Origin of the sequence: Treponema primitia (genome assembly GCF_046533075.1) — a bacterium.
Taxonomy (GTDB): Bacteria; Spirochaetota; Spirochaetia; order Treponematales; family Breznakiellaceae; genus Termitinema; species Termitinema primitia_B.
Genome location: NZ_JAJQRB010000068.1, coordinates 45560 through 71710, shown reverse-complemented (window position 1 = coordinate 71710; position 26151 = coordinate 45560). Strand labels below are relative to the sequence as shown.

Genomic DNA, 26151 nt, shown 5'->3' with positions numbered 1-26151 from the left:
ATCATACTTGTTAAAGTATTTTATCAAGACTTTAATGATCTAAATAATCCTTCAGTTTTCGGCTCCGCCTGGGATGCCGCAGCCGCCGCAGAGCCTTAGCCTCAATCTGCCTGATCCGTTCACGGGTAACGTTGAAATAGAGCCCTACCTCTTCCAGGGTGAGGGAATAGCCGTCGTCCAGACCGAAACGCATCTTGAGGACCTCCTGCTCCCGGGCAGGCAGGGTGGAAAGCACCCCGGAAAGCTGCTCCTGGAGCAGGGTAAAGGCGGTCTGATTCGCCGGATTTTCCACATCCTTGTCCTCGATGAAATCCCCCAGCAGGGAATCCTCTTCCTCCCCTATGGGGGTTTCCAGGCTGATAGGTTCCCGGGCCACGTTCTTTACCGATTTTACCCGCAAAGCGGTCCAGCCGAGCCGTTCGGCGATTTCTTCGTCCGAGGGTTCCCTGCCCAGTACCTGCATAAGCTGCCGGGATTCCCGGACAACCTTGTTGATCTGCTCTATCATGTGAACCGGTACCCGTATAGTCCGGGCTTGGTCGGAAATGGACCGGGTTATGGCTTGCCGTATCCACCAGGTGGCGTAGGTGGAGAATTTATAGCCCTTGCGGTATTCAAATTTTTCCACCGCCTTGATAAGGCCGATATTCCCCTCCTGGACCAGATCGAAGAAATGAAGCCCCCGGTTGGTGTACTTCTTTGCAATGGAAACCACCAGCCGGAGATTGGCCTTGATAAGCCGGTCCTTGGCGTTTTTCATCATCACCCGGCCGCGGTTTATCTCCTTGGCCATGAGGTTGATATCTTCGATAGACTCCTCAAATTCCGATTCCATTTGGCGGAGTTTTTTCTCCGTAACCTGGATATGCCGGATAAGTTCCTTAATTTCGTCGGACGTAAGCCCCAGGCCGGACTCCAACCGCTCCCGGTCTTCTTTGATTGTCAGACCCCGGCCCAGAGCCCGCAATTCCTTGAGGGAACCTACCCGGAGCCGCTTTTCTATCCGTTCCTGCTCTTTCTTATAACGTTTTATTTTTTTTGAAGCCTGGACAAATTTATCCGAAAAGCCCACTATTTCTTCCGGATGGATTTCCGCTGATTCGATCACCTCCAGGATACGGATCCTCAGTCCGCTAAGCTCCTGATCCTCGAAAATATCCCCACCCCGGGTGATGATCCGCCGCTTGTTTTCGATATAACTCTTCAGATCCCCTCCGATTACCCTGAGGGTTTCCTTGTAGAACTGGTTCAAGCGGCGGCGTTCGGTAAGGTATTCGGTGGCTTCCTTTTTGGTAAGACTTAATTCCCGGGGGTCCTTCTTGGAAAAGGCCCGCTGGGCGATATGGTAAAATTCAGGGATAACCATCCCCGATTTCTTGATAACACCCTTGATAATATTTTCCCCGCTCTCCATTTGTTTGGACAGCTCCACCTCTTGTTCGGCGGTAAGGAGATTTTCCTTTCCAATTTCCCTCAGGTACAGCCGGATGGGATCATCCACCGAGGATTCCTTCTCGTTGTAGACCAGGCGTTTTTTCTCCGCCTCTTCCTTTTTCCGGACCTGCGGTTCCGCTTCATCCTCTCCCAGGATATCCTCATCAATAAGCTGGACATTATTCGCGTCCAGAAGGATAAGAACCTGTTCAATTTTGTCGGAATTTACGATATTCTCCGGCAAAAAATCGGAAAGTTCATCATAGGAAAGGGTTTTCTTTTCCTTTGCGTATTCAATCAGCTTTACAACAGCAGGATCAAGCGCCATGTCTGGCGTAGCCACATTCGGCGTGCGCAATTCCGTCATTAGTTAGCTTCCTTAAGTAGACGTAATTCGGCATCAAGATGCACTTTTTCGGCGAGCAAATCCTCAAGTCGGCTTCCCCTAGGGAACTTATCCTGGTTTTGCTCATTTTTTGTGATCCGCAGTTCTGTAATAATCCTGGCCAGTCTGCGCTCCAGCCTTTTTTGCCTTACCTTCCTGATCCCGTCATTTACAAGCCGTTCCGGGTTTATGGAAAACGCCTCCGAAACTCCCTGCTGAATGACGAAATTCCGCAAGGCTCCATCGTTTATCCGGGATAGGAGATCATCCATTCCGGGCATATCGTTCCTGAACCATTCCTCCAGGGCTATAAAAAGCTCCCGGGCTGCAGGGTCATCAAAATCCTCGACAATAAGCGCCGAACGCAGTTTAGGGTACAAATCATGGTTTACCAAAACTGCGGTGAGCAGAAAAAGCTCATCATTCAGACTAAGCGGCCGCTGAGAAGCGGAATCACTACTTGCCTGGACTGTTCCTCCCTGCCCGGTACTGAAGCGGCGGAAGTCTGATACAACTGCCTGCCGTTCAACCCCCAGGGCATCCGCTATGGCCCCAATACAGGAATCCCTGGATACATCTGAATCCATGGTTTTCAAATACGGAAACAAAAAAGCGACCGCCCGGGACTTCCCTATGGAATCGGAAAGATCAAAAAGAGACTCACTCCTTTTTAAAAGGTATTCAAAGTCATTTATAAAACATTTCGCACTTTTTTGCAATGACTCGGCGCCGAAATTTTTCAAAATATCGGCAGGGTCCTTCATGCCGTCCATATCCGGGGTTACCACAAAACTTTCCAGGCCGTTTTTCCGGCAGGTCATAATGGCCTTTATGGCCGCATTCTGCCCCGCTTCGTCGGTATCGAAGAGCAGGTAGATACGCTCCGCCCATCGTTTAAGGAGCCTGGCCTGCTCGTCCGTAAAGGCGGTTCCCAGGGGGGCCACGGCGTTGGTAATCCCCGCCTGGTGCAGGGCTATCACGTCCATATAGCCTTCGGCAATATAGGCTGCCTTGGTTTTACGGATCTCCGGTATTGCCAGATCGATGGCAAAGAGGGTTTCCCGCTTTTTGTATGCATCCGATTCCCCGGAATTAAGGTACTTGGGACCTTCACCTGAAAGAATACGCCCGCCAAAAGCCACGGTCCGGCCCTGGCGATCCGCTATAGGGAAGATGAGCCGGTCCGAAAAGAAGGCGCTCTGGTTGTAGTTTTTTGAAAACAACCCGGAAGAGGCAAGAAGCCCCGCGGAATAGCCCTTATCAGATAAAAATTTATAAAGCCAGGTTCTGTTTGCAGGCGCATAGCCCAGACGGAAGCGGTCTATCATTTCTGTACTTATCCCTCGTGCTATAATATACTGCTTTGCCGCCTCTCCTTCGGACTTTTCCAGCAAAAAATGATGAAAACTGACCGCTACCCGGCGGTAAAGTTCGGCTAATTCATCAAGACGGGCTCTTTTCCCATCATCCTTCTGGGGAAGGCCGGCGTTTTCATAGACTATTTCGATGCCCATACGCTTGGCAAGGGTTTCGACGGCCTCGGGAAACGAAAGTTTATCCATCTCCATAACGAAATTTATCACCGAGTCGCCCTTACCGCAGCCGAAACAATGGTAGGCCTTCATGTCCGGATTCACCGTAAAGGAGGGGGTTTTTTCATTATGGAAGGGGCAGAGCCCCCAGTACCGCCCGCCTTTTTTTTCCAGCCGTACATAATCGCCTATCACGGACACCGCATCCAGTTTGTCGTTGAGCTCCCGGATGGTTGAATCGGCAATATACGGCATCAGCTATTCCTGCTTTTAACGTAGAGGACCCCGGCCCGGATATGGTCATCCAGGGTTTCGGAAAAATAATGCCGGCCTTCGGCGGGGTTTACCAGCCTAAAGTAGAGGTAATTGCTGGAAACGGGGTGGAAGGCGGCGTTCAGGGCCACCGCTCCCGGGGCGGATATGGGACCCGGCGGAAGGCCCGGAACCATGTAGGTGTTGTAGGGATTACGGATCTCCGTATCCCGGTCAAAGAGCCGTTCCGGGTGGGGCCTATTTTGGATTTCGGTGATCACGTATTCCACGGTGGCGCAGGACTGGAGGGCCATGCCGATGCGCAGGCGGTTGTAGAAGACCCCGGCCATGAGCGCCGCCTCCTCTGCCACCCGGTACTCCCGCTCCACAATGGAGGCCAGGATAACCCGGTTATTGAGCTCCGCCGGGGACAGGGAAAGGGCTTCCGGCTGTATTTCCGCCAGACGCTTGAAGAAGGTATCCGCCATGGCCTTTACCACCAGGTTTGCGGGATATGCTTCGGGGAAAAGGTAGGTGTCCGGATAGAGGTAGCCCTCCAGGGTGGCCCCGGGTACCCGGTAACTGTCCAGGGTCTCCCTATTGGAAGCGGCGGCGAGAAAATCTTCCTCGGCGCAGATCCCCGCTTCGGCGAGGATTGGGGCGGTCTTTTTAAGGGTTACCCCCTCGGGAATCGTAACCCGGATTAGGAGCTGCTTACCGGAAACCAGGACGGAACGAATTTCCATCTGACTTGCCGGAAGGGAAAGACTGTAGATCCCCGCCTTAAGGTATTCCTTATCCACATGGGAAAGTAACTCCCAGAAATACCGGTTCCGGATAATCCCCGCATCTTCCATCCGCTGCCCCACGGAGCGGACACTCTCCCCCGGCCGAAGCTCCAGCCGGACCGTTTGACCCAAAGGGTTAGCGCCGGATTCATCGATTCTGAGGGTAGGATCATCCTGGGTAATTACCGGGGGCTTATCCGGCGGGCTATTAAAATAGATAAGGCACCCCACGATCAGGGCGGCAAAAAACAGGAGGGTTCCCAGCAGGATGCTGACTATCGTAATGACGAAACGAGTAGTATGTTTCCTTGCCATGACTTAGAGGGTTATCTCCATTCCTTCCATGGCGAGGGATATCTCTATCCCCCTGATATTCATCCGCTCCATATACCACCGGGCAGATTGGAGGATGTTGAAGAGTTTTCGGTCATCATAAGTAGGATCGTGGTGAAAAAGAACCAGGTGTTTTATCCCCCAGTTTGCGGCAAAATCGACTCCCATGCTGAAGGCGCTGTGACCCCAATTGTATTTGGTAATCGCCTCCCCCAGGGTATACTGCGAATCAATTACCACCAGATCCGCATTCTCAAAAAAAGAGGCGTTTTCCTCATTTTTTATAAAAACTTCAGTGGAAAGCTCCGTATCGGTGGCGTAAATAAACCGGTTTTTTCCGTCCGTAACCCTGAAGGCATAAGAATCCCCGGGATGGCTGAGTTTTTTATAGGTAATAACCATATCCCCTATGACTGAAGGCGCTTCCAGGAGATGAAAATCCTTTTGGGAACCCATGGACTGCATATGGACCGGGAAATAGGGGGAACTCATCTGCCCGGAGAGGGCGGTTTCAAGGTTTTTCATGGGGGAGTAGAAATCGATGGTTACCGTAGGATCGTATGCGGGGCCGAAAAACGGCAGCCCCTGGATATGATCCCAGTGCAGGTGGGAAAGAAAGACATCGTAATGGGTGGGGAAGGGTTTTTCCCTGGCCATAGCGATACCCATTTCCCTAAGGCCGGAACCGCAGTCAAAAATAATACGATTCTTGGGATCCCCGTTGCTAAGGGATACGCAGGGTGTATTCCCCCCAACGGTTCCAAAAAGCCAAGGGGGCAATTCCGAGATAAAACGTTCCCGGCTTTCGGGGCTAAGAAGGTCCTCCGGAGTGAGCCGTTCCAGAATAGCAAAAACCTTGCTCTTTATCTGCGATGGTAATTGCGGTGACGGAAGGGACCCGCGGACACCCCAAAATTGGATGCGCATTCTATATTTCCCCCGATTTTTTAATAGCTTTATCGAAAACGACAGCTCGCTTAATAAAAGGCTCCGCTTTCTGCCGGGTCAGGATTGATTCTATTTCCATCATGGAATGCAAGGCCCCCTTTCTCATTCCCGGGCAGTTCATGGCTTCCCAGGAATCGGTAGATTGGAGAATGGACGGCCAGAAGGGAAAAGTTCGACATTGCAGAGGCCGAGCTTCATATACAGAACATCCATTCTTCCAGAAAATACAATCGAAATTAGCTTTTTCTTTTAGGGAAAGCTGTTCAACCCCATCTAAATCGGGTACCCACCGGCAATAAAACTCCACAAATTCAGTATATTTCATTTTTAAGGCCGAAACCAGAATTTCCGTATCTTTTTTCCGTAAAAATACAAAACCCGGATCGATCCGGCAGCATTCAGAACAACGGGCGCAGGAAAAACGAAGTCCCTGGGCATAAAAAGGTCTGTCTACCGGCATAGCGGCTCCATGGAGACTATTCTTACCCTAAAACAGGTTTATTTACAAGCAGTTGATTTAGGTAGGACCGGCGGCCCTGCTCGTAGAGGTTGTTTCCCTTGCTGTCGATGACTACTACCACGGGAAAGTCCTTGACCCTAAGACGGCGTATAGCCTCGGCGCCCAGGTCTTCAAAGGCGGTTAGTTCCGCTTCCAGGACACATTGGGCAAGGAGGGCTCCCGCGCCGCCTATGGCCCCGAAATAGACCGCCCCGGCTTTCTGCATGGCGTCGATCACCTCTTTGGAGCGCTTACCCTTCCCTATCATGCCCCGAAGCCCAAGGCTGAGCAGACGGGGAGCATAGGCGTCCATGCGGTAACTGGTGGTAGGTCCTGCGGAGCCGATAATTGCTCCCGGAGCAGCCGGAGTGGGGCCTACATAATAAATAACAGAATCCTCCAGAGGAAAGGGAAGCGGTTCGCCCCGGTCCAGCAGTGCAGCGAGCCGCTGGTGGGCGGCGTCCCGGGCGGTGTAGATGATCCCGTTTAAATAAACCCTGTCCCCCGCTTTGAGGGAGGCGGATTTTTCCATGGTTAGGGGCAGGTCAATATGGTATTCCATCAGATTATCTCCCGGGCATGGCGGCAAACATGGCAGTTGATATTTACCGCACAGGGCAGCCCCGCAATATGGGTGGGCAGGGTTTCTACCGCCACGGAAAGGGCGGTGGTATACCCGCCGAATCCCTGGGGCCCTATACCCAGGGCGTTGATTTTCTCCAGCAGCGTTTTTTCCAGATCCGCGTAATAGGGGTCGGCGTTATGGGTCCCCAGGGGGCGGAGCAGGGCCTTTTTTGCAATCAGGGCCGCCTTGTCAAAGGTACCGCCTATACCAACCCCTGCCACAATAGGCGGGCAGGGGTTGGGCCCCGCCTCTTCCACGGCGGAAACCACAAAGTCTATCACCCCTTCCACCCCGTCGGAGGGGCGGAGCATTTTGATCCGGCTCATATTCTCGCTGCCAAAGCCCTTGGGGGCCACCGTAATAGTGATACTATCTCCGCTCACAAAATCTATGGAGATCATAGCCGGGGTATTGTCTCCGGTATTTACCCGCCTTAGGGGATCCCCTACCACAGATTTTCTGAGGTAGCCTTCCTGATAGCCCTGACGCACACCTTCGTTAATGGCGGCGTTCAAATCCCCTTCAATATGGACATCGGCGCCCAGCTCCAAAAACACGCAGGCCATCCCCGTGTCCTGGCATATGGGAACCTGCTTTTCCCCCGCAAGCTCAAAATTGCCGATGATCTTATCCAATACGTCCTGAGCCACGGGCCAGGTTTCTTTTAAACGAAAATCTCTGATACATTCCCGCACATCCGGAGGCAGGTTCCGGTTAGCCCCTATACAGAGCCGTTTTACCGCCTCCGTGAGCAATGCCGCCTTTACAATCCGCATAAGTACTCCTACCCTATCTTATTCAAATCCTTCATTGTCTGATCCACCCTGTCGCCCACGAGCCCCACCAGGAGGAAACGCCCGGTGATGGGTTCCGTAAGGTATTCCCTGTTCAGGCTGAATTTTTTTATTTCACCGGTACTACGGACATGCATCCGGGGACCGTGGCAAAGCCACAATACATCTCCAATATGGATATGGGTATCGTCCTTAAAGGAGATGGTGATATCCGCAGCAATCATGTGATTTACTTCCTGCTCCACCTCATCAAGGCCGATTTCCAATTTTGGTTTTTTTTGAAAGCTGAATATAAAACCATGGCGGACATCGGAATGGATAAAGGGTTCCGTAAGGCCGTACTTACGCATGACGAATTCGCAGAGATCCTCCGCAGAATGGGTCATGCGCCGGAAAGGCTGGGATTTAAAAACAATACCCGCGATATCCTGGGGTTCAGGCCCAAAGAGGGTTGGCCTCGTGACAATTACCTCTTCACCGATGCCGATGAGGAGATGGGCGTTACGGTTGAGGAAGGGATAGATCTGATCAAAGTGTTCCACCACCACCCGCTTCCCCAGATTGAGCGCGTCAAGAATCGCCTGAGCCAATACGTGCATTTGGGTAAAGGCTGCCTCAAAATGGATATCCACATGATAGGTATGGGCGCTGTAAAACCGGGTGGTTTCCTCCCCCGCTTCAAGCAGGGGCAGGGGACGGATATTTACCCCGTCGTCGTCGTTTACCAGTTCCAGGCCGGGAAACATGCCCTTAATCATCATGCTTTTACCGGAGCCCGCAAGTCCCACCAGGCCAATAAGTTTGTCAAAAGGACTTAGGTACTGCTGGGCTATTTGCATCCCAAGATCGGCCATGCGTTCAAAACCCCGGGGGGCAAAGAAAACCGAATAGAGATAGCTTTTTTGTATCGGATCTAAATAAGGCATGACTCAGGATAATACAATATCCTGAAAAAATGAAGAACCCTGTGGCAAAGACGCCGGCGGGGGTGGTGAATCCCCACTGCGGGATGCCTGTAGAATCCCCCTATGAAGCCCCTTCGGGTCTTCTCCGGGGGGGAATTCCAGAATATCCCGCAATGGGGATTCACCGCCCCCGCCGGCGCCATTTCGACAAAGATATAGACATATATTTGAGAATTATACTAAATAATTGTTGACGAAATCAAAAATATGGTACAAATTGATATATATCAATTAATAAAGTAGGGTGAAAATGTTACAGATACATATTGATAATTCGTCTGATATGCCTATCTATTTGCAAATTGTGGAGCAGATCTCCGGGGCTATAACCAGGGGCAGCCTACCCCCCGGATACCAACTTCCTACGGTACGCCAGTTCGCAATTGAAAGCGGTATTTCCCAGGGTACCATAAAACATGCCTACGATGCGTTGGAGCAGACGGAACTTGTAAGAAAAACCCGGGGGAGCGGTACCTTCGTCAGCATCCCAAAGCAAACCAGGGGCGAGGGGGCTAAAGCTCAGGCCATGGACGCCATCGACTCCCTTCTGAACCGTATGCAAGAGCTTTCCTTTTCTCCCCAGGATACACGGATTTTCCTGGATCTGAAGCTGCGGGAAAGGGAGCAGCATGTCCGCTTTGTAAGTGTGGCGGCGGTAGACTGCTGCCCCGAAGCCTTAAGCGCCATGTCTGAACAGATACTGGGGCTTCCCCACACGGATATTAGCAGGTTCCACCTGGAGGATCTTCTCAAGTCGCCGGCCCCCTTTGATCCAGCCACGGATCTGGTGGTAACCACCCCAACCCACTACGAGGATCTGTGCGGCAAGATAGCGCCGGGCTATGAGCCCGTCCGGCTGGTCATGACCGTAGCCGTGAATACCGCTGTGGATTTGGCGACCATACCTACGGATACACGGGTAGGTATCGCCTGTGCCAGCCGGCGTTTTGCCCAGCTCATCCTCAACACCTGTGATAAATTTTGTAAGCTGAAATATCCCATTTTGAAAACCTACTTTAACGATGGGGACAGTCTGGCCAAGATGATAAAGAAATGCGACCGTCTGATCCTGCCGCCCAATTATTCTCTTTTTACATCACCGGAGGAGGATCTAATCCTTAAATCCTGTCTGGGAAGTCACATGCCTATTAATTACCTTTACAACATTGAACGGGGGTCGCTGCTGTATTTGGAAGAAAAGATCAACCGGATTTACCAGACCAATCAGGATAAGAGTTAAAACACCTGTACTATTCCAGCCATGCATAACATCGTGAACTTAAGGGGAATAACGAACCGCAAAGGCGAAGAGGGCGAAGAAGGAAGGGGGGAAAGAGGACGTTTTCCTTTAAAAACTTATTCGACTTTGCGGTTCGTTATTCCTCGTAAGTTTATCGCTTCCGGGATCAGCGAAATTTTCAGGGCATTTTTTCATCCGCAAGGCGGCTCAATTCAAGGGTAAGCTCCTCCCCTTTTTTTAACAGAGCCGTAATCTGCGCCCGTTTATCCCGGTTGAATTCAGCATCCTTGATGGAACCCAGGTTGATGCGCACATTGTAAACGGCGCCCCAGAGCGCCGCATAGGCCAGGCGGCCTGAAACAGCGGCGTCGCTGGCGGCATTGCTGTTACCAATACGCAGTAATTCTACCGCCGCTGTCAAAGCCCGCAGACAGGAGCCCGCTACGAGCAGCGGCAGTTCGGCGGCAGTTTTCATGCTTGACTGAATGCGATCCCGCCGGATTGCTTTTTCTTCATCGCCTTCTTTGGGAAGTTTATAGGCGGCCATCACATCATTAAAAGCAAAGGTATCTTCATCAACATACCGCTCCAGATCCTTGAGAACCGATTCCAGTTCAGTCCGCAGTTCCCGTATCCTTTTTTCGACCCCCGCATATTGGGTATTACCGGTGGTCAGGTTGGTAACCATAATTCCCAGAGCGGCGGAAAGCGCCCCCGCAAGGGCGGATGCGCTGCCGCCACCGGGCGCCGGGGAATCGGACTTCATGTCCTGTATAAATTCGTGCACCGGAAGATCTATGAGCATATAAACCCCTTAGAGCAGATGATTTTCAAGAACCTGTTTTTTGTAATCAAAGTTCTCTATTTGCAGATAATATTCAGCGCAGTCCGCCAGGGCTTTTACGGGGGTCAGCCCAACTATCTCGCTGCCGATTATGGTAACCCCCCAGCGCTTTGCTTCGGCCCTGATAGCCTCGAATACCCGGTACAGGGGCGTTCCTTCAAAGTTCACCATGTTTATGGAAACCTGGGCTATATTCCGTTCTGCCAGCATGACCCCTATGGCCTTACAGTATTGGTAACCGCCGCTTGAACCCCTGATGGTTTTTGCAATAGCATTGGCAATCCTGATATCCGATGTACCGAGGTTGACGTTGTACGCAATGAGCGGAGGCCGCGCGCCTATGGCCATGATTCCCGCACTGGGATGAATCTTCCGCTCACCGTAGTCCGGGGCCCACTCTTCCTTCAGCAGTTTTTCCGGCATCCCTTCAAACTGACCATTGCGAACCGTGGCAAGGTTTGTGCGTTCAGGCCGGGTCGCCGAACTTTCATAGAGAAAGCTCGGAATATGTAATTCCTTCCAGATACGTTCGGCAACGGCCTTGGACAATTCCACACATTCCGCTACGCTCACTTCTTTTACCGGAACAAAGGGGAATACATCGCTCGCCCCCATCCGGGGATGTTCGCCGTGGTGTTCCCGAAGATCGATTTTTTCACCGGCCAGTTTACAAAGCCGGAAGGCCGCTTCTGCGATGCCGGCAGGATCGCCGACCATGGTAAACACACTGCGGTTGTGACTGGTATCGGAAGAATAATCCAGCAGCATCACCGAAGGAACACTACGGGCTTCCTTTACCAGCAGATCTATTACGTCCTGCCTTCGGCCCTCGCTGAAATTTGGTATAAACTCTACAATTTTCGCCACAGTTACACCTTTAGCAGCGCAATGATCCGCTGCATCTCATTGTGGACAATCATATATCCCTCATCAACACCCATGCCGGGCTTGGCGAGGATCTGGTCCGGCCGGGTAGCCATGGCCAGGTGGACGCAGACATGGGCGGAACGATCGGTTTCGTTGCAGGTACCGCCCTGGTAGGCCCCTATGCCCCGCTCCTTGCAGTAAAGCACCGCCTCCACAATATTGCCTATGCCACCCAGGTCGGGGGTTTTTATCTGGACCATGTGGCCGGCCTTGTTATCCGCAAAGTAGCGTATATCCTCCAGGGTATTGCACCATTCATCCGCCACAATCTCTACCGGAATATTCCGATCATCCACAGCTTTGGTGAGCGCCGCCAGGGCCAGCATCTGCTTTTCCCGTTCTTCCATGTCCATGGGACCTTCGATACGCAGACGGAAGGGCTTGGCCGCCTCGCTCAGGACCGCAAGGTAATCCGCCATCTTCTGATAGTTATCATTACCAAAGGCCTGGCCTATGGTGCCGTACACGTCCAGGTGCAATACCGGCGCATAGCCGCTTCCCGGCGCCAGTTTCTGAATTCTGTCCCGCAGCCATTGTACGTATTCCAGGAGCAGTTCCCCATGCTCGCCCAGCTTGGTCTTAACATTGTTGATAAGCCCGTGGGGTAATACCTGGGCGCCCTTGAGAATCATCTTGTCCGTATTATCATACCGGGTGTCCCCGCTCTGGGTAAAAATTGGGATAGGTTCGGGACGCAGCTTCAATCCGTATTCCCCGGCCACCACCTGACACATAAGTTTGTGGCTCGACTTTGCCGCTGCGTCCAATATGGCCTGGGATACTCCGTAACGTATGGCCGTATGGAAGCTCCGCTTATCAACTTTCATCTGTTCCAGTTCCTTGGCAAGGGAACTGAAGGCGCTTATATCCTTCCCCACAAGCCAGGGGAAAATTTGTTTTTCGATAACCGGGATAAAATCTTTCGCCAGAAAGAGCGGGTCCCTCCCGCCGGCGCCGGAATACTGCACCGCCGCACAGTCTCCCCAGGCAATCTGCCCGTCCTCAAGAACGAGCAGCACCGAAATGGCCTCCCCTGCCTGGCGTACCGAACTGAACCCCGCTGTTACCGGCGTCCCGGCATAACTCGCCCCGTCCGCCTTGGCGCCCTGTTTGATCGCCCGTTGATCATCAAAAAAGAATCCCGTCCTTCCGGGTGCGCAAACCGCTTTTACAATCTTCATAGTTTAACACTCCTCTATATTTCTATAATTCCCCGGTTTTTCAGTTTGGTCTTCCGACGAGCCTTCCCTTACTGATGGCATAGACATCATCGATCACCATCTGAAAAGAAGCGTCCCGTTTTTCAAACTTGGCCCGGGCAGCTATTTTGTTCCGGTGGAATTCCAGAAGTTCCGAAGTAAGTGGCAGGGCGCCGGGATCGAAAAGACGTATGGCCCCCTCATTGTCCCGGGCGGGCAGCACTTTTCCTGCGTTGAAACGGCTTGGTGCGAAGGGTACGTCCAGGACCCCCGCCTGAAAAGCACGGACTGCCCCTTTGGCTAAATCCCCGCCTCCCAAATCAAAGACCTTATCCACGAGACACCGGGTTTCGCTGGATATGATAAGCTTCTCGTCCATCAGGGAGTTGGTATCCACGGTCTGTTCCCCCAGCATGGTGATAATCTGTTTGGTACAACGCAGCCCCTGGGCATTAGCCTCCATGGTAGGGACCCCCATAGCCTCATGGGGGGTTTTTACAATAACTTTAGTGGCATGAGCCAGGGCAGCAACGGTGCTGCCCCAGGATATGACCGCAAAGGCCTTGGCTTCGTCCTGGGGAAAGCCCCCCATCCATTGGTGGAGTACGGTAGTAATATTCACGTCCCCATGGCCCTTGTCCCGGAGATATTCATCCGTAAGGGTCTGAAGGGTCTGGAGGGCCGCCACATCCTGAAGCAGATTACCGCATTGGCCGTAACCTACGGTAATGTTTCTAACCCCCTGTTCCGCCGCGAGGAGACTTTCGATAATGGCCACCGCATGGGAAATGCAGGGGGGTACCAGGGTGCCCGTAAGGGGGCCGAAGGGTTCCCGGTTAATGGAGATCCCCGCTTCCTCGTAGATACCCGTAAGCCGGTCGGCGTATTGCCAGTCCCGTATGGTTTTTTCCAGATCCGCATTTTTGGCGTAGGGAATATTATATGAAATGCCCCCGCCCTCGTAGCTCGTAAAGCCCCCGGCGTAGGCAATCTCCGTAAGGAGCCGGGCATCGGGGGTGCCATGGCGTACCTGCACCGGGGTGTCCAGGGCGTCTATGATCTGGCGGCATCCGCTTACCCCATGGTTCACCGCAGGGAAGCCGTTGAGCATGGACTTGCTCTGCTTTATCGATTCCTGGATCCCCTCCTCTGCCTTCTGAAACCGATTCTGCCGGGTATAGCTGTCTATGGTGGTGGGGAGCAGATCCGCTTCACCCTTGTCCTGGAGGTAGGTCAGCAGCTTGATATGCTCCGGAATAAGGGCAACCCCGGCCCGGGGCTGGATCAGGGTAGTCCCCGCCAGTTTAGCCTTGATGAGTTTCTTTGAAAAGATTTTGTGTTCCGGCAGTTTTTTATGATAGGTAAAGCTTTCTTCCAGGTTCACATCCTTGCCCGTGGGCCACTGCTGGAGTACCTCCTGACGTATCCGAAAAAAATCATCATCACTGAGTTTCTTATTTTCCAGTTCCATATACTTGTATCTCCTTTCTCATGATAGAGAGAGCCTTATCCGGCCAGGTTTCTGCGAGGAGTCCCATGGCCGCAAGGATGTACGACTTGTCGATATAAATTTCCGCAGCCCTGGGACGCAGGGAAGCGGGATTTTCATTGTTAAAAAGAGCCTGTGCTGCCAGATCCCCTGCCCGGCCATTGTGGATAATGGCCCCGCCGGTAAGGATGAGCCGGTCAACCCCTGAAAGATCCTTGCCGGTCTGGACAAAAACCCGGCCCGCCGGTGTGTAGACCTCCTCTATGGTTCCGGCATGGCGGGTAACCGCAGTCTCTATGGCCGCAGCGGCCAGGGCAAAGTCCAGGGCGGCGTCTTCTTCCGATACGGGTATGGCGTCCGGGTGCAGTCCCAGATATGCAACCCCTGCCCGTATTTTTTCTACGGAAAGGCCGGAGAGCAAGGACAGTTTTTCTGCGCCCGCCACCTCCAGCACACCGGCGGAACTGTAACGCATCCCAATGTCCCCTTCCACGGTACGTTTGGATTCCGGTTCCGGGAGTCCCTTCATAACCACATCCCCGTTCCTCTGGGGGAAGCCCTTGGCCACCGAATAGACATCCGTGGTAGCCCCCCCAAGGTCTACCGCAACCAGTTCTCCAAGGCCCTTTTGGGTATCCGTCCCGGCCGATAAAAGTTCCAGGGCCCGCTTTACCGCCGAGGGTGTGGGCATCAGTATGCCGGAAATTAATTCCTGTTCCCGGCTCAGTCCCTTAGCCTGGATGATGCGCCGTAAAAAGAGGCGGCGTATCTCCTCCTGAACCGGTTCTATATTGAGCTTGTTCAAGGCGGGCATTACATTTGGACAGCGAAAAATCTCCCTGCCTGCTATGCCTGCGGCGAGGATAGTCTCACATTCCGCCGCCGCTCCCCGGTTTCCCGCTATAATAATAGGAAAGGGCTCGGCTGCCGAACCGGACATTGACGCCAGCATCTTTGCGTTGTGGAGTATACATTCCCTGTTGCCTCCGTCTACGCCGCCGGTTAAAAGAAAGATATCGGGCTTCAAAGCCCCTATTTCAAGAATATCCTCCTCCGTCAATTCGTAGGAAAATACCCGGATAATTTTTGCTCCGGCGCCCAGAGAAGCCAGCCGTGCAGCCTCGGCGGTAAGGGCCGGGACCAGGCCGCTGGTGATCATCCTTAAACCCCCGGCGGCGCTGCTGCAGGCAAAGCGCTTTATGATTTTTAACGGACCGGTTTGTTTTTGCAATATTTCCAAAGCCTCGGCAAGGCCTGTACCGACATCGGTGTCCACGGTGGTATAGGCCGCCGCAGTTCCGAGCAGCCCTTCGCCCTCCGGATCCACCGCAGTTACCTTGGTGTTTGTGCTTCCGAAATCGATTAACAAAATCGCTTCCATATCCCGCTTCATTTTTCGTCATCCATGTGCAGATCTTCCCGCAGGGCCTGTATACCCGCTTCCGGGCTGGAACCGGGACCAAAAACACGGTTAAATCCCATGGCCTTGAAACGTTTCTCCACATCCGCAAGATCCTGCTTGCCCACCACGATATTGCCGCCAATGTAGAGCAGAATACCCTTTAAGCCCGCCTCGTCACATTTATCCCGAAAACCCCGGCAGTCCAATTCTCCATGCCCATAAAGGGAGGATACCAGGATGGCCTCCGCGGCGGTTTCCAGGGCGGCGTCAATATATTCCTCCTGGGAAACCATGACCCCCAAATTAGTTACATCAAAACCGGCGTCGGTAAAAGCATGGTAGAGAATCTTATTTCCCACGGCGTGGACATCGGCGCCGATGACGCCTATGATCAACTTTTTCTTTTCCATTGGCATCCCCTCTATAAAAAGCTAATGCAATAATGAAATTGATATATATCTATATCATCAAATAAAAGTATATTGGGATTATCCTGAATTGTCAATATGATTAATATATATTATTTTATTGACTTATACTATATCATAATTTATAATCGCTCTACGGGATTAGCCCGGCAGAAAGTAGATCTTGGAGGGATAAATATATGTACAGAATAACAATAGGCGTTTCTTCGCTCAAAATTTCTGAACTGAAAATTGTACTGAAAGAACCTGTTGAGGTGACCCTTAGTAAGGACGTTGAGGAGGGTATCAAAAAAGGCGCCGGTGTTGTACGGGATGTGATAAACTCCGGCAAGGTTGTTTATGGTATAAATACCGGTTTTGGCCATCTTGCCAACAAACGGATAGAAACGGAGGATCTGACTCTTTTACAAAAATCCCTGGTACTTTCCCATGCCGCAGGGGTTGGTGAACCTATCGAAGATGGTCTTACACGGCTTATCATGCTGCTCAAAATAAAGGGGCTTTCCAGAGGATATTCCGGCGTCAGGCTTGAGGTCGTACGCCGTCTTGCGGACATGCTTAACGCCGAAGTTTATCCGGTCATTCCGCGGAAAGGCTCCGTGGGAGCATCCGGGGATCTTGCCCCCCTGGCGCATATGACCCTTGTACTTATGGGCGAAGGGTTTGCCCATTATAAAGGGCAAACCCTCAGCGGCAAGGAAGCCCTGAAAGTCGCCGGTCTTTCCCCCATAGAATTGGGCCCGAAAGAGGGGCTTGCACTTTTGAACGGAACCCAGGTTTCAACAGCCTTTGCCTTAAAGGGCCTGTTCCTTGGGGAGGACCTTTTTGCTGCGGCCATCGCCTGCGGCTGTTTAACCGTTGAAGGAGTTTCGGCTGCCCGTACGATCTTTGATGAACGGATACACCAAGCCCGCGGCCAACAGGGACAGATCGACGCCGCTGCCGCATACAGGCGTCTTTTAGGTCCCCAGAGTGAAATAGGGGATGATCATATCAACTGCGATCGTGTTCAGGATCCTTATTCCCTGCGCTGTCAGCCCCAGGTAATGGGCGCATGCCTTACACAGATCCGAAATGCGGCGGTGGTTCTTGAAGTCGAGGCAAACGCAGCTTCCGATAATCCTCTGGTCTTTACCGACAACGGCGATGTTATTTCCGGGGGTAACTTCCACGCCGAACCGGTGGCAATGGCGGCGGATAACCTGGCTCTGGCCTTTGCGGAGATCAGCGCCATTTCGGAACGCCGTATAGCAACTTTGGTGGATCCCCACATGTCCCGGCTCCCGCCCTTCCTGGTTGAAAACGCCGGGGTTAACTCGGGCTTTATGATAGCCCACGTTACAGCGGCGGCCCTGGCAAGCCAGAACAAAACACTTTCCTTCCCCTCCTGCGTTGATAGCCTGCCGACTTCCGCCAATCAGGAAGACCAGGTGTCCATGGCGCCCAATGCGGGACGCAGGCTCTGGGAGATGGCGGAAAACCTGAAATATATATTGGCCATAGAGTATTTAGCATCCGTCCAGGGGATCGAATTTAAGAAGGGATTAAAGACCACTCCGGCCCTTGAAAAATATCATTCGGCACTGAGGAAGGTAGTCCCGAATTATGACAAGGACCGTTTTTTTGCACCGGACATAGAAATGGCGGCAAATTTAATTGACAACGGAATATTTGCAGACGCAGTCGAATGTGAACTGCTCCCCAGTTGGAAACATTAAACAAAGTTACTAAAAGTAATTTGAATGAAAATGAGGAGGATAATCTATCATGAACGATTTTATGCAGATACGTTTGTTTAAAGAAGGAGACGAGCTTCCCCCCAAACCGGTGTTTGAAAAAAACATACGCCGGGCGCCGTCCCGGGGGTTCAGGCTTAGTGAGGAGCAGACAAAAACTGCGTTAAAAAATGCCCTGCGTTATGTGCCGCCGGAATATCACCGGGAGCTTATTCCGGAATTCCTGGAAGAACTGTATACCTATGGCAGAATCTACGCCTACCGGTTCAGACCCGCGGGCAGAATATATGGAAAACCCATCGATGAATACAAGGGTAAGTGTATCGAAGGCAGGGCCTTTCAGGTCATGATCGATAACAACCTTGATTTTGAAGTTGCCCTCTACCCCTATGAACTGGTAACCTACGGTGAGACCGGCAGCGTCTGCCACGACTGGCTGCAGTACCGGCTGATAAAAAAATACCTGGAAAATCTTACGGAAAATCAAACCCTGGTTGTCGCCTCCGGGCATCCGGCGGGGCTCTTTAAATCACGGCTCGAAGCGCCGCGGGTAACGGTTACCAACGCGCTTATGGTCGGCCTTTTCGATAACCAGGCGGATTGGGAAATAGCCGAGGAGATGGGGGTGGCAAACTACGGGCAGATGACCGCAGGGGGTTGGATGTACATAGGCCCCCAGGGCATAGTGCACGGAACCTACAACACCCTGCTTAACGCCGGCAGGAATGAACTGGGTATCCCCACGGACAGCGATTTGCGGGGGCATCTCTTTGTCAGCTCGGGGCTGGGCGGCATGAGCGGAGCCCAACCCAAGGCTGCGGAGATTGCCGGAGCAGTGGGGATTGTAGCCGAGGTGGACGAGAGCCGCATTAAAACCCGGCTTGACCAGGGCTGGGTTTCCTATTCCTCATCTAAGCTCCCGGATGTTTTTGCCAAGGCAAATGAATATTTAGAAAAGAAGGAACCCTATTCAATAGCCTACCATGGGAATATTGTTGATCTGCTTCAATACGTCGTTGATAGTAACATTACGGTTGAGCTCATGAGCGATCAGACATCCTGTCATGCGGCATACGAGGGAGGTTACTGTCCCCAGGGGATGAGCTTTGCGGAAAGGACCGCCCTGCTTGCACAGAAAGACCAACGGGATCTGTTTGTCGAAAGGGTCAACGCCTCACTGCGGAAGCATTATGAACTTATTAAAATCTGTGTCGACCGGGGATCGTACTTTTTCGATTACGGGAATGCTTTTCTAAAGGCCGTATACGATGCGGGGGTAAGAGAGGTGTCAAAAAACGGTATTGATGATAAGGACGGATTCACCTTCCCATCCTATGTGGAAGACATCATGGGTCCCCTGCTCTTCGACTATGGGTACGGTCCCTTCCGTTGGGTATGCCTGAGCGGAAAAAGCGGGGATCTGCGTAAAACGGATCGGGCGGCCATGGACTGCATAGACCGGAACAGAAGATACCAGGACATGGACAACTACAATTGGATCAGGGACGCGGAAAAAAACAGAATGGTTGTGGGAACCCAGGCGCGTATACTCTACCAGGACGCAGAGGGTAGAATAAAGATAGCACTCAAATTCAACGAACTGGTGCGGAAGGGCGAGATAGGCCCGGTCATGCTGGGGCGGGATCACCACGATGTAAGCGGAACCGATTCTCCCTTCCGGGAAACCTCCAATATCAAAGACGGCTCCAATGTGATGGCCGACATGGCGGTACAGTGTTATGTGGGCAACGCCGCCCGGGGCATGAGTCTGGTGGCCCTGCACAACGGCGGAGGCACCGGCATAGGTAAGGCTATTAACGGCGGCTTCGGCCTGGTGCTGGACGGCAGCGCCCGTGTTGACGGCGTCATACAAAGCGCCATGCTCTGGGATGTGATGGGCGGTGTAGCCAGACGGAACTGGGCGCGTAATCCCCACTCCATTGAAACCGTTAAGGAGTATAATAAAAAATACGCCGGGGAAAGCCAGATCACCCTCCCCTACCTTGCGGATGAGGATTTGGTCGCGGAGACGGTCCACAAACACTTTACATGATGCACGTTCCGGTTAAGTACAAGGACAGACGCTTTGCCCCGCCTCCCCTATTCCGTTTTAGCTATCCGGAAACCGGTAAATTTATCCACCCGTAAGGGCCCGGCACTGTTGGCCCTTCCCAGGGCCATGTTGGCTAGGGCATCCCCGTAATATCCGCCCCGAATTTCCCGATTTGAACCGTTTGTATCGAAACACCATTCCTGAACATTTCCGCTCAGATCATAGAAACCCAGTTGATTCGGCGCCCTTTGTTTTACCCTCAGAGTTTCCGTTTCAGAGAACACTGCCACCCGGCTGGTCTCAGTGTTATTGGAGACGGAACTATTTGCCCCGCTGGCATAATCCCCGGGGGTAAAGTAATATTGCGTCCCGCTGGAAGTGATGCCTATGGCTGCGGGAAAGTCGCGTTTGGTTCCCTGCCACCGGGCGGCAAATTCCCATTCAGCACTGGTTGGTAAACGGAAGCCATTAGCGCCGGACTTTGCGTTAATGGTCGTAGTATTTTCAGTACTGTTGCGTATAACATTGCCTTCTCTCACATATACGGGCTCAAAGGAACTGCCGGTTTGGGCGTTATACCACTCGGTCAGGGCATTGCACCATACCAACGCGTCATGCCAGCTTATCCTGGCTATAGGCTGTAGGCGCTGGGCCCCGAGGGATGCGGGAGTTCTGCCCGGAGCATAGTCCGTATCTTGTACCGTTCCGGGATTGTCAAAGGTATAAGCATGATCTTTCGCCCACATCCGCACACGGTACCAGAGTTCGTAGGTAACTTCCGTCTCTCCAAGGCTAAAATTATAATTCAGAGGAATGTGTTCGGCGTTTAAAGGTCCGGCGGGGAACTTGATCGCCCAGGAGGAAATACGAATCATGTCGCTGTCAAATGCCGCATCTATAACCACATCGTTGTCGGGCATGACAAAGCTTATCGGATAAGTGGTCCAGGGGATTAGTATCGCTGCCTCTCCTTCCGGCGTATAGCGTAAACTGTCCGGGCGCAGATGGTATAGGCCGTTGGGGTTTACGGTGATCGATACATGCTCGCCCGCAAAGGCGGCGGAAGGGACAACAAGGTTTCCCCCGGACATGGGGTTTTTCCGGATACCATATTTCTCAACGGCCAGAGAAATATGTTCGTCCCCTCCGGCAGGAATACTGCCGCCGCCCGCAGGATAGATCTCGGCTTTACTAAAAGAGAGGGTTCCGTCCTTTTCCAGTTCCGTCTTTATGAAGATCTTGTCAAGGGATGATGGTATAAACAGTTCCCACTCTCCCCCGACAACAATCGCATTGTCAATTTGATTAATACACTCTTCATCCTCGTAAAAGAACATCCAGACGGGGGTGTAGCCGGAAGATACGGCCGTGCCCGCAAGGAATATGCGATCAGCAAAATCTTCCGGTTTAAAGGTATAGCTCTTTTCCGTTTGGGTATCGGAGTAGATATGGACAATGTCGCCCTTGGCGGCGATCTGGGAAAACCGGCGGGCGGTAACCTTGAGGCGGTAATATCCCGGGGCCAGGGAAACATCCCCACTCCCTCCCCCGGCGCTCAGGTCTATGGGCCCCGGATCGGTTCCGCCGCTCAGGGGGCGGAGGACAAGGAGGGACTCACTGACGGTGAGGCCGCTGTCAAACCGTATATCATAACGGAAATTTCCATCCGGCAGACTGGGGTCCGCTATAACCGGATGCAGTACAACCCGCAGCGTTTGGGGAGAAGCCTCTTCGGCATACACCATATTGATCTGAACCGTATCCGATTCCGCCACCGTGAGACCGTCTTTTTTCCCCTCTATCCGGAGATCCCAGTTTCCCGATCCCAGCTCTACAAGGATTTCCTCATCGGAGCTTTCGTTTCTCACCTGCTCGGACCCGTTGGTGAAGATCAGGGTATAGGTGAAAAGCGGATTTTCGGGAACCACGGTTCTGGCCCTGGGGGATTCCGCCTGCCCGCTGTTAATGAGAATCCTGACCAAACCGCTTCCCCCTCCCCGAACTATGGAAGGGGCGTTCAGTTCAGAGCTACAGGCGGCCATAAAAGTCCAGGTTATAGTCATAATCAGGACAGGAATAAAAAATCTTTCAATGCTATTTTTCATGGTACGTTCTCCTTCTATTCTTTAATGGTAAAGATCAGCTCTCTGCCGTAAAAAATCCCGGTATCCGTTTTTACTTCTACCCGGAGACGATTATTGTCAAAGGGAAGTCCTTCGGCTTTCAGAACAAAGGTTTTTTCCGCAGAGGCGGAACTATCGCTGTCATTAATAAACCATGCGTATTCCGCATATTCCTTCGAGAGGCTTAAGGTCGTTTCTTTAGGATGAAGGGTTCCGGTTTTAGAAAGAATGATATTCTCTTCTAAGCCGCCCGGGGAATCGTCAAGATTGATAGATATATTCATCTGACCTCCCATGCTTACTTCAAAGCTTGTCTGCCGATCCCTTACCGTCACCGTAATGACTTGGGTAACCTGAGAATACGCATCGTACCCGCTGATATTGTCCATGGTGATGGGTTCCGGGTACGTTTTAGTAACAGTACCGTTATTATACGATCCGGTTACTGCAAGCCCTTTAATGTCCAGTTCTTCGCCCTTTGCATAAATGGTTTTCAAGGGCGGCGCGGTTATCTGTAAATCGATAAATTCCCAGACCATTACATCAAAGTTGTCCGTTTTTTCTTCTATGGTTACGGTAACCGTCTGGCTGCCCAAAGTTTCCGGGTCATAATTGCTTATCATATACGGTTCAAGGGTTTCAATCCTGATAATCGGCTCGGCAGGATCCTCCCCATCACGATTTGCGTAATACCCCGTTACCTCCATGGCGCTCAGTTCCAGAACTTCTCCGCGGAGGTAATGTTCTCTCCCGGGATCGGTTACTGCTATATAATCAAGGGGATATATCTTTATTACAAAAGTTACCGTCTTATCCTTTACCGTAACGGTAACGGTTTGTTTCCCCGGCGTTCCCATGGCATATCCGCTCAGGTTATCCGGGGAAATCAATTCGTTCCGGGATAAAGGCAGGTTTTCTTCGTAGGAATAGTAACCCGTAACCACCAGACCTGTTGTATCAATCGTATCTCCTATGGCGTAATCGATTTTTTCCGGCGGTGTGATTAGCTCAATATATTGGAGCTCGCAGACCGTGACCATAAAGACCACCGTCTGGTCTTCTACCAAGACGGTGATAAGCTGGGGGCCCGGTTTTTCGCTATCGTAACCGATCAGGTTTTTCTGGTCTATGGGTTCGATTTTTTCCCTGTTGTCGGAATAGATCCCGATTACTTCCAATCCCTCATGATCCAGATCCTCCCCGATGATATAAAAAATTTTAGCAGGCAAACTGTTTAGATGCAGGGATTCCAGAACCGCCTCCGGTTTCGGAGGAAAGAAGTGGTTGCTGCAGCCGCTTACCAGTAATAGGGCAAGGCCGTTTATTAACCAGAAATTTTTTTTCATCCTACACCTCCTTAGAAAGAATATCCGCCGGTAATACCGATGCCAAAGACAAAGGGATATCCCAAACGTCCGCCGGGTTCCAAAAAGAAACCGCTTTTAAAGGGTATGCGAATACCCCCGCTTATACCGCCCAGGAGTTTCGGATAAAGCAGTGAATCTGCAAATATAAGACTCGCCCCCAGGCCGCCCTGGATGAAAATGTTTCCCGGATTAAGCCGCAAAAAATACCACCGGAAAAAAACTTCAGATTCCAAAACCATAATTTCATTGAAGTTATAATTAATAACACCCTTAATCCCCGCCGCAAAAGAGGGTTGGATGGCATAATCTGCGCCCAGGCTTCCCCCCAGGCTGAACATGGTACGGGAATTCATGTTCCATTCCGGCCCGGTCCAGAGACTTATTCCCAGTGTTTTTTTTTCAGAAACCGGTGTTTCTACCGAAAAAGTTTGGGTCGCTGCCCCGCCGGCTAAGGCCGTTAGAATTGCAAAGCAAAATAATAATTTCTTCATGCCCTACCTCCAAGGATGCTTTCACCACCTTTAGGTAGATACTGAAATGTTCTGTCCATGAAGCCGGCCAGCTTACGGAAAAAACAAATCCCGACTCTATTTATTACCGTCGGTACTAACTATATACAAAAAACAACCGGTCAGCCATATATATCCTGAAAGTAGTAAAATTATATAAAAAAAAATCAAAATAAATAAAATATTCTCCTTCCCCACTTGTCTACATAGGTAAGGAGCATTGGGAACCGTTGGTTCTTGGAACCGCAGGTTCCCTTCCGATTTTACATTGCCGCTAAAGCGGCTTATAATGGAGTAAAAAATGAAAAAACCTTTTTTTAGCAGATTACCCTATATGGGCATTTTCCTTGTAATCATCGCCCTGTTCGGCGGCGCCGTAATGTTCCTATGGAACTGGTTATTTCCGGCGATTTTCGGTCTACCCGAGATAAACTATCTTCAGGCGGTAGGGTTTTTAGCGCTGGCCCGTATCCTCCTTGGGGGCATCGGGTTTGGCGGAAGCAGGCGTTTGGCAGGGATAGGATTTGCCGGCGGCCGGGGACATGACAATCCGTTTCGGGAAAAATGGATGCAGATGTCGGAGGAGGAACGCCGGGAATTTATTGCAAAGCGCCATGGGTTTCGCGACTTTTGGAGCGGCCATAACGGCCAGGACCACGACCGGGACCATGAAGATCATGGCCATAATAAAAAAGAGGATGATACAAAATGAAACTGGCTATAGACGTTCAAAACTTGACCAAACAGTATAAGGGTGCGGGTAAACCCGCAGTGGACAACATCAGTTTTTCCGTGGAGGAAGGGGAATTCTTTGCCTTCCTCGGGCCCAACGGCGCGGGAAAAACCACCACCATTTCGATACTTACCACCACCCTGGGGAAAAGTTCCGGCGAAGTTAGTGTTGCGGGCTTTGACCTTGAGAAGGATGCCCGGGCAGCGCGGGCGCATATCGGCATCATCTTCCAAAAACCCAGCCTTGACCTGGACCTTTCGGCGGAAGAAAACATCAGGCTCCACGCCTGCCTCTACGGAATGTACGGCTACCGCCCGTTTTTCAGCTGGATGCCGAAAGGCTACCGGGAACGGGTTATCAAGCTGGCGGAGATTATGGGTATTGCGGATAAGCTCTGGAAACCCCTTAAAACTTTTTCCGGGGGTATGCAGCGGAAAATAGAAATTGTACGCAGCCTTATCCATCAACCCGATGTGCTGTTCCTCGACGAGCCCTCCCAGGGGCTTGACCCGGTAAGCCGCCGGTCCCTCTGGGACTACATCAACCAGACCCGCAGGGAATACGGCACCACCGTATTCCTCACCACCCACTATATTGATGAAGCGGAACAGGTGGACCGCCTCTGCTTGATAAACAAAGGTTGCATTGTTTTTGAGGGCGCGCCGGAAGAGTTAAAGGAACTACGGCATCAAGGTTCCCTGGAAGACGCCTATATCAACCTGCTTACCGAAGGGGGCGCCGCATGAACACGCACATGAACAGAGCTGTCCGGGAAATAAACGCCGTGCTTACCATCGCGAGCCGCGAATTTATGTTAAGCCTTAAATCGCCCCCCCGCATTGTCATGGCCCTCATTTGGCCGGTTATGATGCTGGGGATGTTCGGCAGCCAGTTGTCCCAAAACATGGGCTTCAATATGGGCTTTGACTTTAACCAGTTTATGCTGGTAGGAATGCTGGTCAACGGCCTCTTTATGATGACCATGATGGGGATCACCTCCCTGGTTGAGGACCGGGAAAATGACTTTACCCAGGAAATCCTTGTTTCCCCGATTTCCCGTTATGCCATCATCTTTGGAAAAATAATCGGCGCCTCCCTGATGAGCTATATACAATTTTTTGCGTCCATCATCGTGGGGCTTTGCATAGGCGCGCGCCTGAGCGGCACACAATTTCTGCTGCTCCTGGCGGTATCGCCCCTTATGTGCCTTGCCGCCGGTTCCCTCGCCCTCCTCTGCATAGGCTTTATCCGCAAAAGCGGTACCGCCAGCATGATTGTTATGATGCTGTCCATGGCCCAGATGTTCCTTTCCGGCGCCCTGATTCCCGTGAACCACTCCACGGGCCTCATGGCCGTCCTGAGCCGCCTTTTGCCCATGACCTATTGTATTGATTTTGCCCGCGGGGTATTTTATCAAACCATGGGCGCTGCCAATACCGTTACCCTGTTTGCCCCCGCCCTTGATTTGATGATCATCGGCGCCTTCACTGTGGTGTTTTTTGTGGCAGGTACCATTGCCTTTGTCCGTTCAGAGACAAACCGTTAA

At 51.9% G+C, this 26151-nt stretch carries 23 protein-coding genes; 6 read left to right on the top strand and 17 right to left on the bottom strand.

Going from position 1 to position 26151, the window contains the following annotated elements:
- Positions 1 to 31: 31 nt before the first annotated feature.
- Genes rpoD through LQZ19_RS14340 form a run of 8 tightly spaced genes read right to left on the bottom strand, consistent with a single transcriptional unit; the run spans position 32 to position 8516 of the window.
- Positions 32 to 1801 (bottom strand): RNA polymerase sigma factor RpoD, encoded by a 1770-nt coding sequence (rpoD, locus tag LQZ19_RS14375; protein WP_411048369.1) that lies wholly within the window; start codon positions 1799 to 1801, stop codon positions 32 to 34.
- On the bottom strand, positions 1801 to 3606 hold the full coding sequence (gene dnaG, locus LQZ19_RS14370) for a DNA primase (protein WP_411048368.1): 1806 nt from the start codon (positions 3604 to 3606) through the stop codon (positions 1801 to 1803). The genes rpoD and dnaG overlap by 1 nt, the downstream gene beginning before the upstream one ends.
- A complete protein-coding gene (gene mltG, locus LQZ19_RS14365) occupies positions 3606 to 4706 on the bottom strand; it encodes an endolytic transglycosylase MltG (protein WP_411048367.1) in 1101 nt (366 codons plus the stop codon). Before mltG ends, dnaG begins: the two co-directional genes overlap by 1 nt.
- Before the next feature lie 3 nt (positions 4707 to 4709).
- Positions 4710 to 5651 carry an MBL fold metallo-hydrolase gene (locus LQZ19_RS14360; protein WP_411048366.1) on the bottom strand — a complete coding sequence of 314 codons (942 nt, stop codon included), beginning with the start codon at positions 5649 to 5651 and terminating at the stop codon, positions 4710 to 4712.
- Position 5652: 1 nt separating this feature from the next.
- Complete coding sequence (locus LQZ19_RS14355) at positions 5653 to 6132, bottom strand: YkgJ family cysteine cluster protein (RefSeq protein ID WP_411048364.1); 480 nt, start codon at positions 6130 to 6132, stop codon at positions 5653 to 5655.
- Between the two features lie 22 nt (positions 6133 to 6154).
- Positions 6155 to 6733, bottom strand: a complete 579-nt coding sequence (locus tag LQZ19_RS14350; RefSeq protein ID WP_411048363.1) for a Fe-S-containing hydro-lyase — start codon at positions 6731 to 6733, stop codon at positions 6155 to 6157.
- Positions 6733 to 7572, bottom strand: coding sequence for a fumarate hydratase (locus LQZ19_RS14345; RefSeq protein ID WP_411048362.1), 840 nt, complete (start codon positions 7570 to 7572; stop codon positions 6733 to 6735). Before LQZ19_RS14345 ends, LQZ19_RS14350 begins: the two co-directional genes overlap by 1 nt.
- A gap of 8 nt (positions 7573 to 7580) precedes the next feature.
- Positions 7581 to 8516 (bottom strand): alanine-tRNA synthetase second additional domain-containing protein, encoded by a 936-nt coding sequence (locus tag LQZ19_RS14340; protein WP_411048361.1) that lies wholly within the window; start codon positions 8514 to 8516, stop codon positions 7581 to 7583.
- A gap of 289 nt (positions 8517 to 8805) precedes the next feature.
- On the opposite strand from LQZ19_RS14340, the gene LQZ19_RS14335 reads away from it, so the two are divergent.
- The gene (locus tag LQZ19_RS14335; protein WP_411048360.1) at positions 8806 to 9795 is read left to right on the top strand and encodes a GntR family transcriptional regulator; all 990 of its coding nucleotides are present in this window, start codon (positions 8806 to 8808) and stop codon (positions 9793 to 9795) included.
- A 178-nt stretch (positions 9796 to 9973) separates the two neighbouring features.
- On the opposite strand, the gene LQZ19_RS14330 is transcribed toward LQZ19_RS14335, so the two are convergent.
- Genes LQZ19_RS14330 through glmS form a run of 6 tightly spaced genes read right to left on the bottom strand, consistent with a single transcriptional unit; the run spans position 9974 to position 16066 of the window.
- A complete protein-coding gene (locus tag LQZ19_RS14330; protein WP_411048359.1) occupies positions 9974 to 10600 on the bottom strand; it encodes a cyclodeaminase/cyclohydrolase family protein in 627 nt (208 codons plus the stop codon).
- A 9-nt stretch (positions 10601 to 10609) separates the two neighbouring features.
- Complete coding sequence (gene ftcD, locus LQZ19_RS14325; RefSeq protein ID WP_411048358.1) at positions 10610 to 11506, bottom strand: glutamate formimidoyltransferase; 897 nt, start codon at positions 11504 to 11506, stop codon at positions 10610 to 10612.
- A gap of 2 nt (positions 11507 to 11508) precedes the next feature.
- On the bottom strand, positions 11509 to 12747 hold the full coding sequence (locus LQZ19_RS14320) for a methylaspartate ammonia-lyase (protein ID WP_411048357.1): 1239 nt from the start codon (positions 12745 to 12747) through the stop codon (positions 11509 to 11511).
- Between the two features lie 40 nt (positions 12748 to 12787).
- On the bottom strand, positions 12788 to 14236 hold the full coding sequence (locus LQZ19_RS14315) for a methylaspartate mutase subunit E (protein ID WP_411048356.1): 1449 nt from the start codon (positions 14234 to 14236) through the stop codon (positions 12788 to 12790).
- On the bottom strand, positions 14220 to 15647 hold the full coding sequence (gene glmL, locus LQZ19_RS14310; RefSeq protein ID WP_411048355.1) for a methylaspartate mutase accessory protein GlmL: 1428 nt from the start codon (positions 15645 to 15647) through the stop codon (positions 14220 to 14222). The genes LQZ19_RS14315 and glmL overlap by 17 nt, the downstream gene beginning before the upstream one ends.
- Entirely contained in the window at positions 15644 to 16066 is a 423-nt protein-coding gene (gene glmS / locus LQZ19_RS14305) for a methylaspartate mutase subunit S (protein ID WP_411048354.1), read from the bottom strand. The genes glmL and glmS overlap by 4 nt, the downstream gene beginning before the upstream one ends.
- A gap of 197 nt (positions 16067 to 16263) precedes the next feature.
- On the opposite strand from glmS, the gene hutH reads away from it, so the two are divergent.
- Both hutH and LQZ19_RS14295 read left to right on the top strand, forming a co-directional pair.
- On the top strand, positions 16264 to 17802 hold the full coding sequence (hutH, locus tag LQZ19_RS14300) for a histidine ammonia-lyase (protein WP_411048353.1): 1539 nt from the start codon (positions 16264 to 16266) through the stop codon (positions 17800 to 17802).
- Between the two features lie 49 nt (positions 17803 to 17851).
- Entirely contained in the window at positions 17852 to 19873 is a 2022-nt protein-coding gene (locus LQZ19_RS14295) for a urocanate hydratase (protein WP_411048352.1), read from the top strand.
- Between the two features lie 47 nt (positions 19874 to 19920).
- On the opposite strand, the gene LQZ19_RS14290 is transcribed toward LQZ19_RS14295, so the two are convergent.
- Genes LQZ19_RS14290 through LQZ19_RS14280 form a run of 3 tightly spaced genes read right to left on the bottom strand, consistent with a single transcriptional unit; the run spans position 19921 to position 23854 of the window.
- A complete protein-coding gene (locus tag LQZ19_RS14290) occupies positions 19921 to 21978 on the bottom strand; it encodes a formylglycine-generating enzyme family protein (RefSeq protein ID WP_411048351.1) in 2058 nt (685 codons plus the stop codon).
- Positions 21979 to 21992: 14 nt separating this feature from the next.
- Positions 21993 to 23342 carry a bacterial Ig-like domain-containing protein gene (locus LQZ19_RS14285; RefSeq protein ID WP_411048350.1) on the bottom strand — a complete coding sequence of 450 codons (1350 nt, stop codon included), beginning with the start codon at positions 23340 to 23342 and terminating at the stop codon, positions 21993 to 21995.
- Between the two features lie 11 nt (positions 23343 to 23353).
- Positions 23354 to 23854 (bottom strand): hypothetical protein, encoded by a 501-nt coding sequence (locus LQZ19_RS14280; protein WP_411048349.1) that lies wholly within the window; start codon positions 23852 to 23854, stop codon positions 23354 to 23356.
- A 319-nt stretch (positions 23855 to 24173) separates the two neighbouring features.
- Between LQZ19_RS14280 and LQZ19_RS14275 the strand changes: the two genes are divergently transcribed.
- From LQZ19_RS14275 to LQZ19_RS14265, 3 genes are read left to right on the top strand one after another with little or no spacing between them, the layout of a single operon-like run.
- Positions 24174 to 24584: a hypothetical protein gene (locus LQZ19_RS14275; RefSeq protein WP_411048348.1), complete on the top strand. Its 411-nt coding sequence runs from the start codon at positions 24174 to 24176 to the stop codon at positions 24582 to 24584.
- Entirely contained in the window at positions 24581 to 25351 is a 771-nt protein-coding gene (locus LQZ19_RS14270; RefSeq protein WP_411048347.1) for an ABC transporter ATP-binding protein, read from the top strand. Before LQZ19_RS14275 ends, LQZ19_RS14270 begins: the two co-directional genes overlap by 4 nt.
- Positions 25348 to 26151, top strand: coding sequence for an ABC transporter permease (locus LQZ19_RS14265; RefSeq protein WP_411048346.1), 804 nt, complete (start codon positions 25348 to 25350; stop codon positions 26149 to 26151). Before LQZ19_RS14270 ends, LQZ19_RS14265 begins: the two co-directional genes overlap by 4 nt.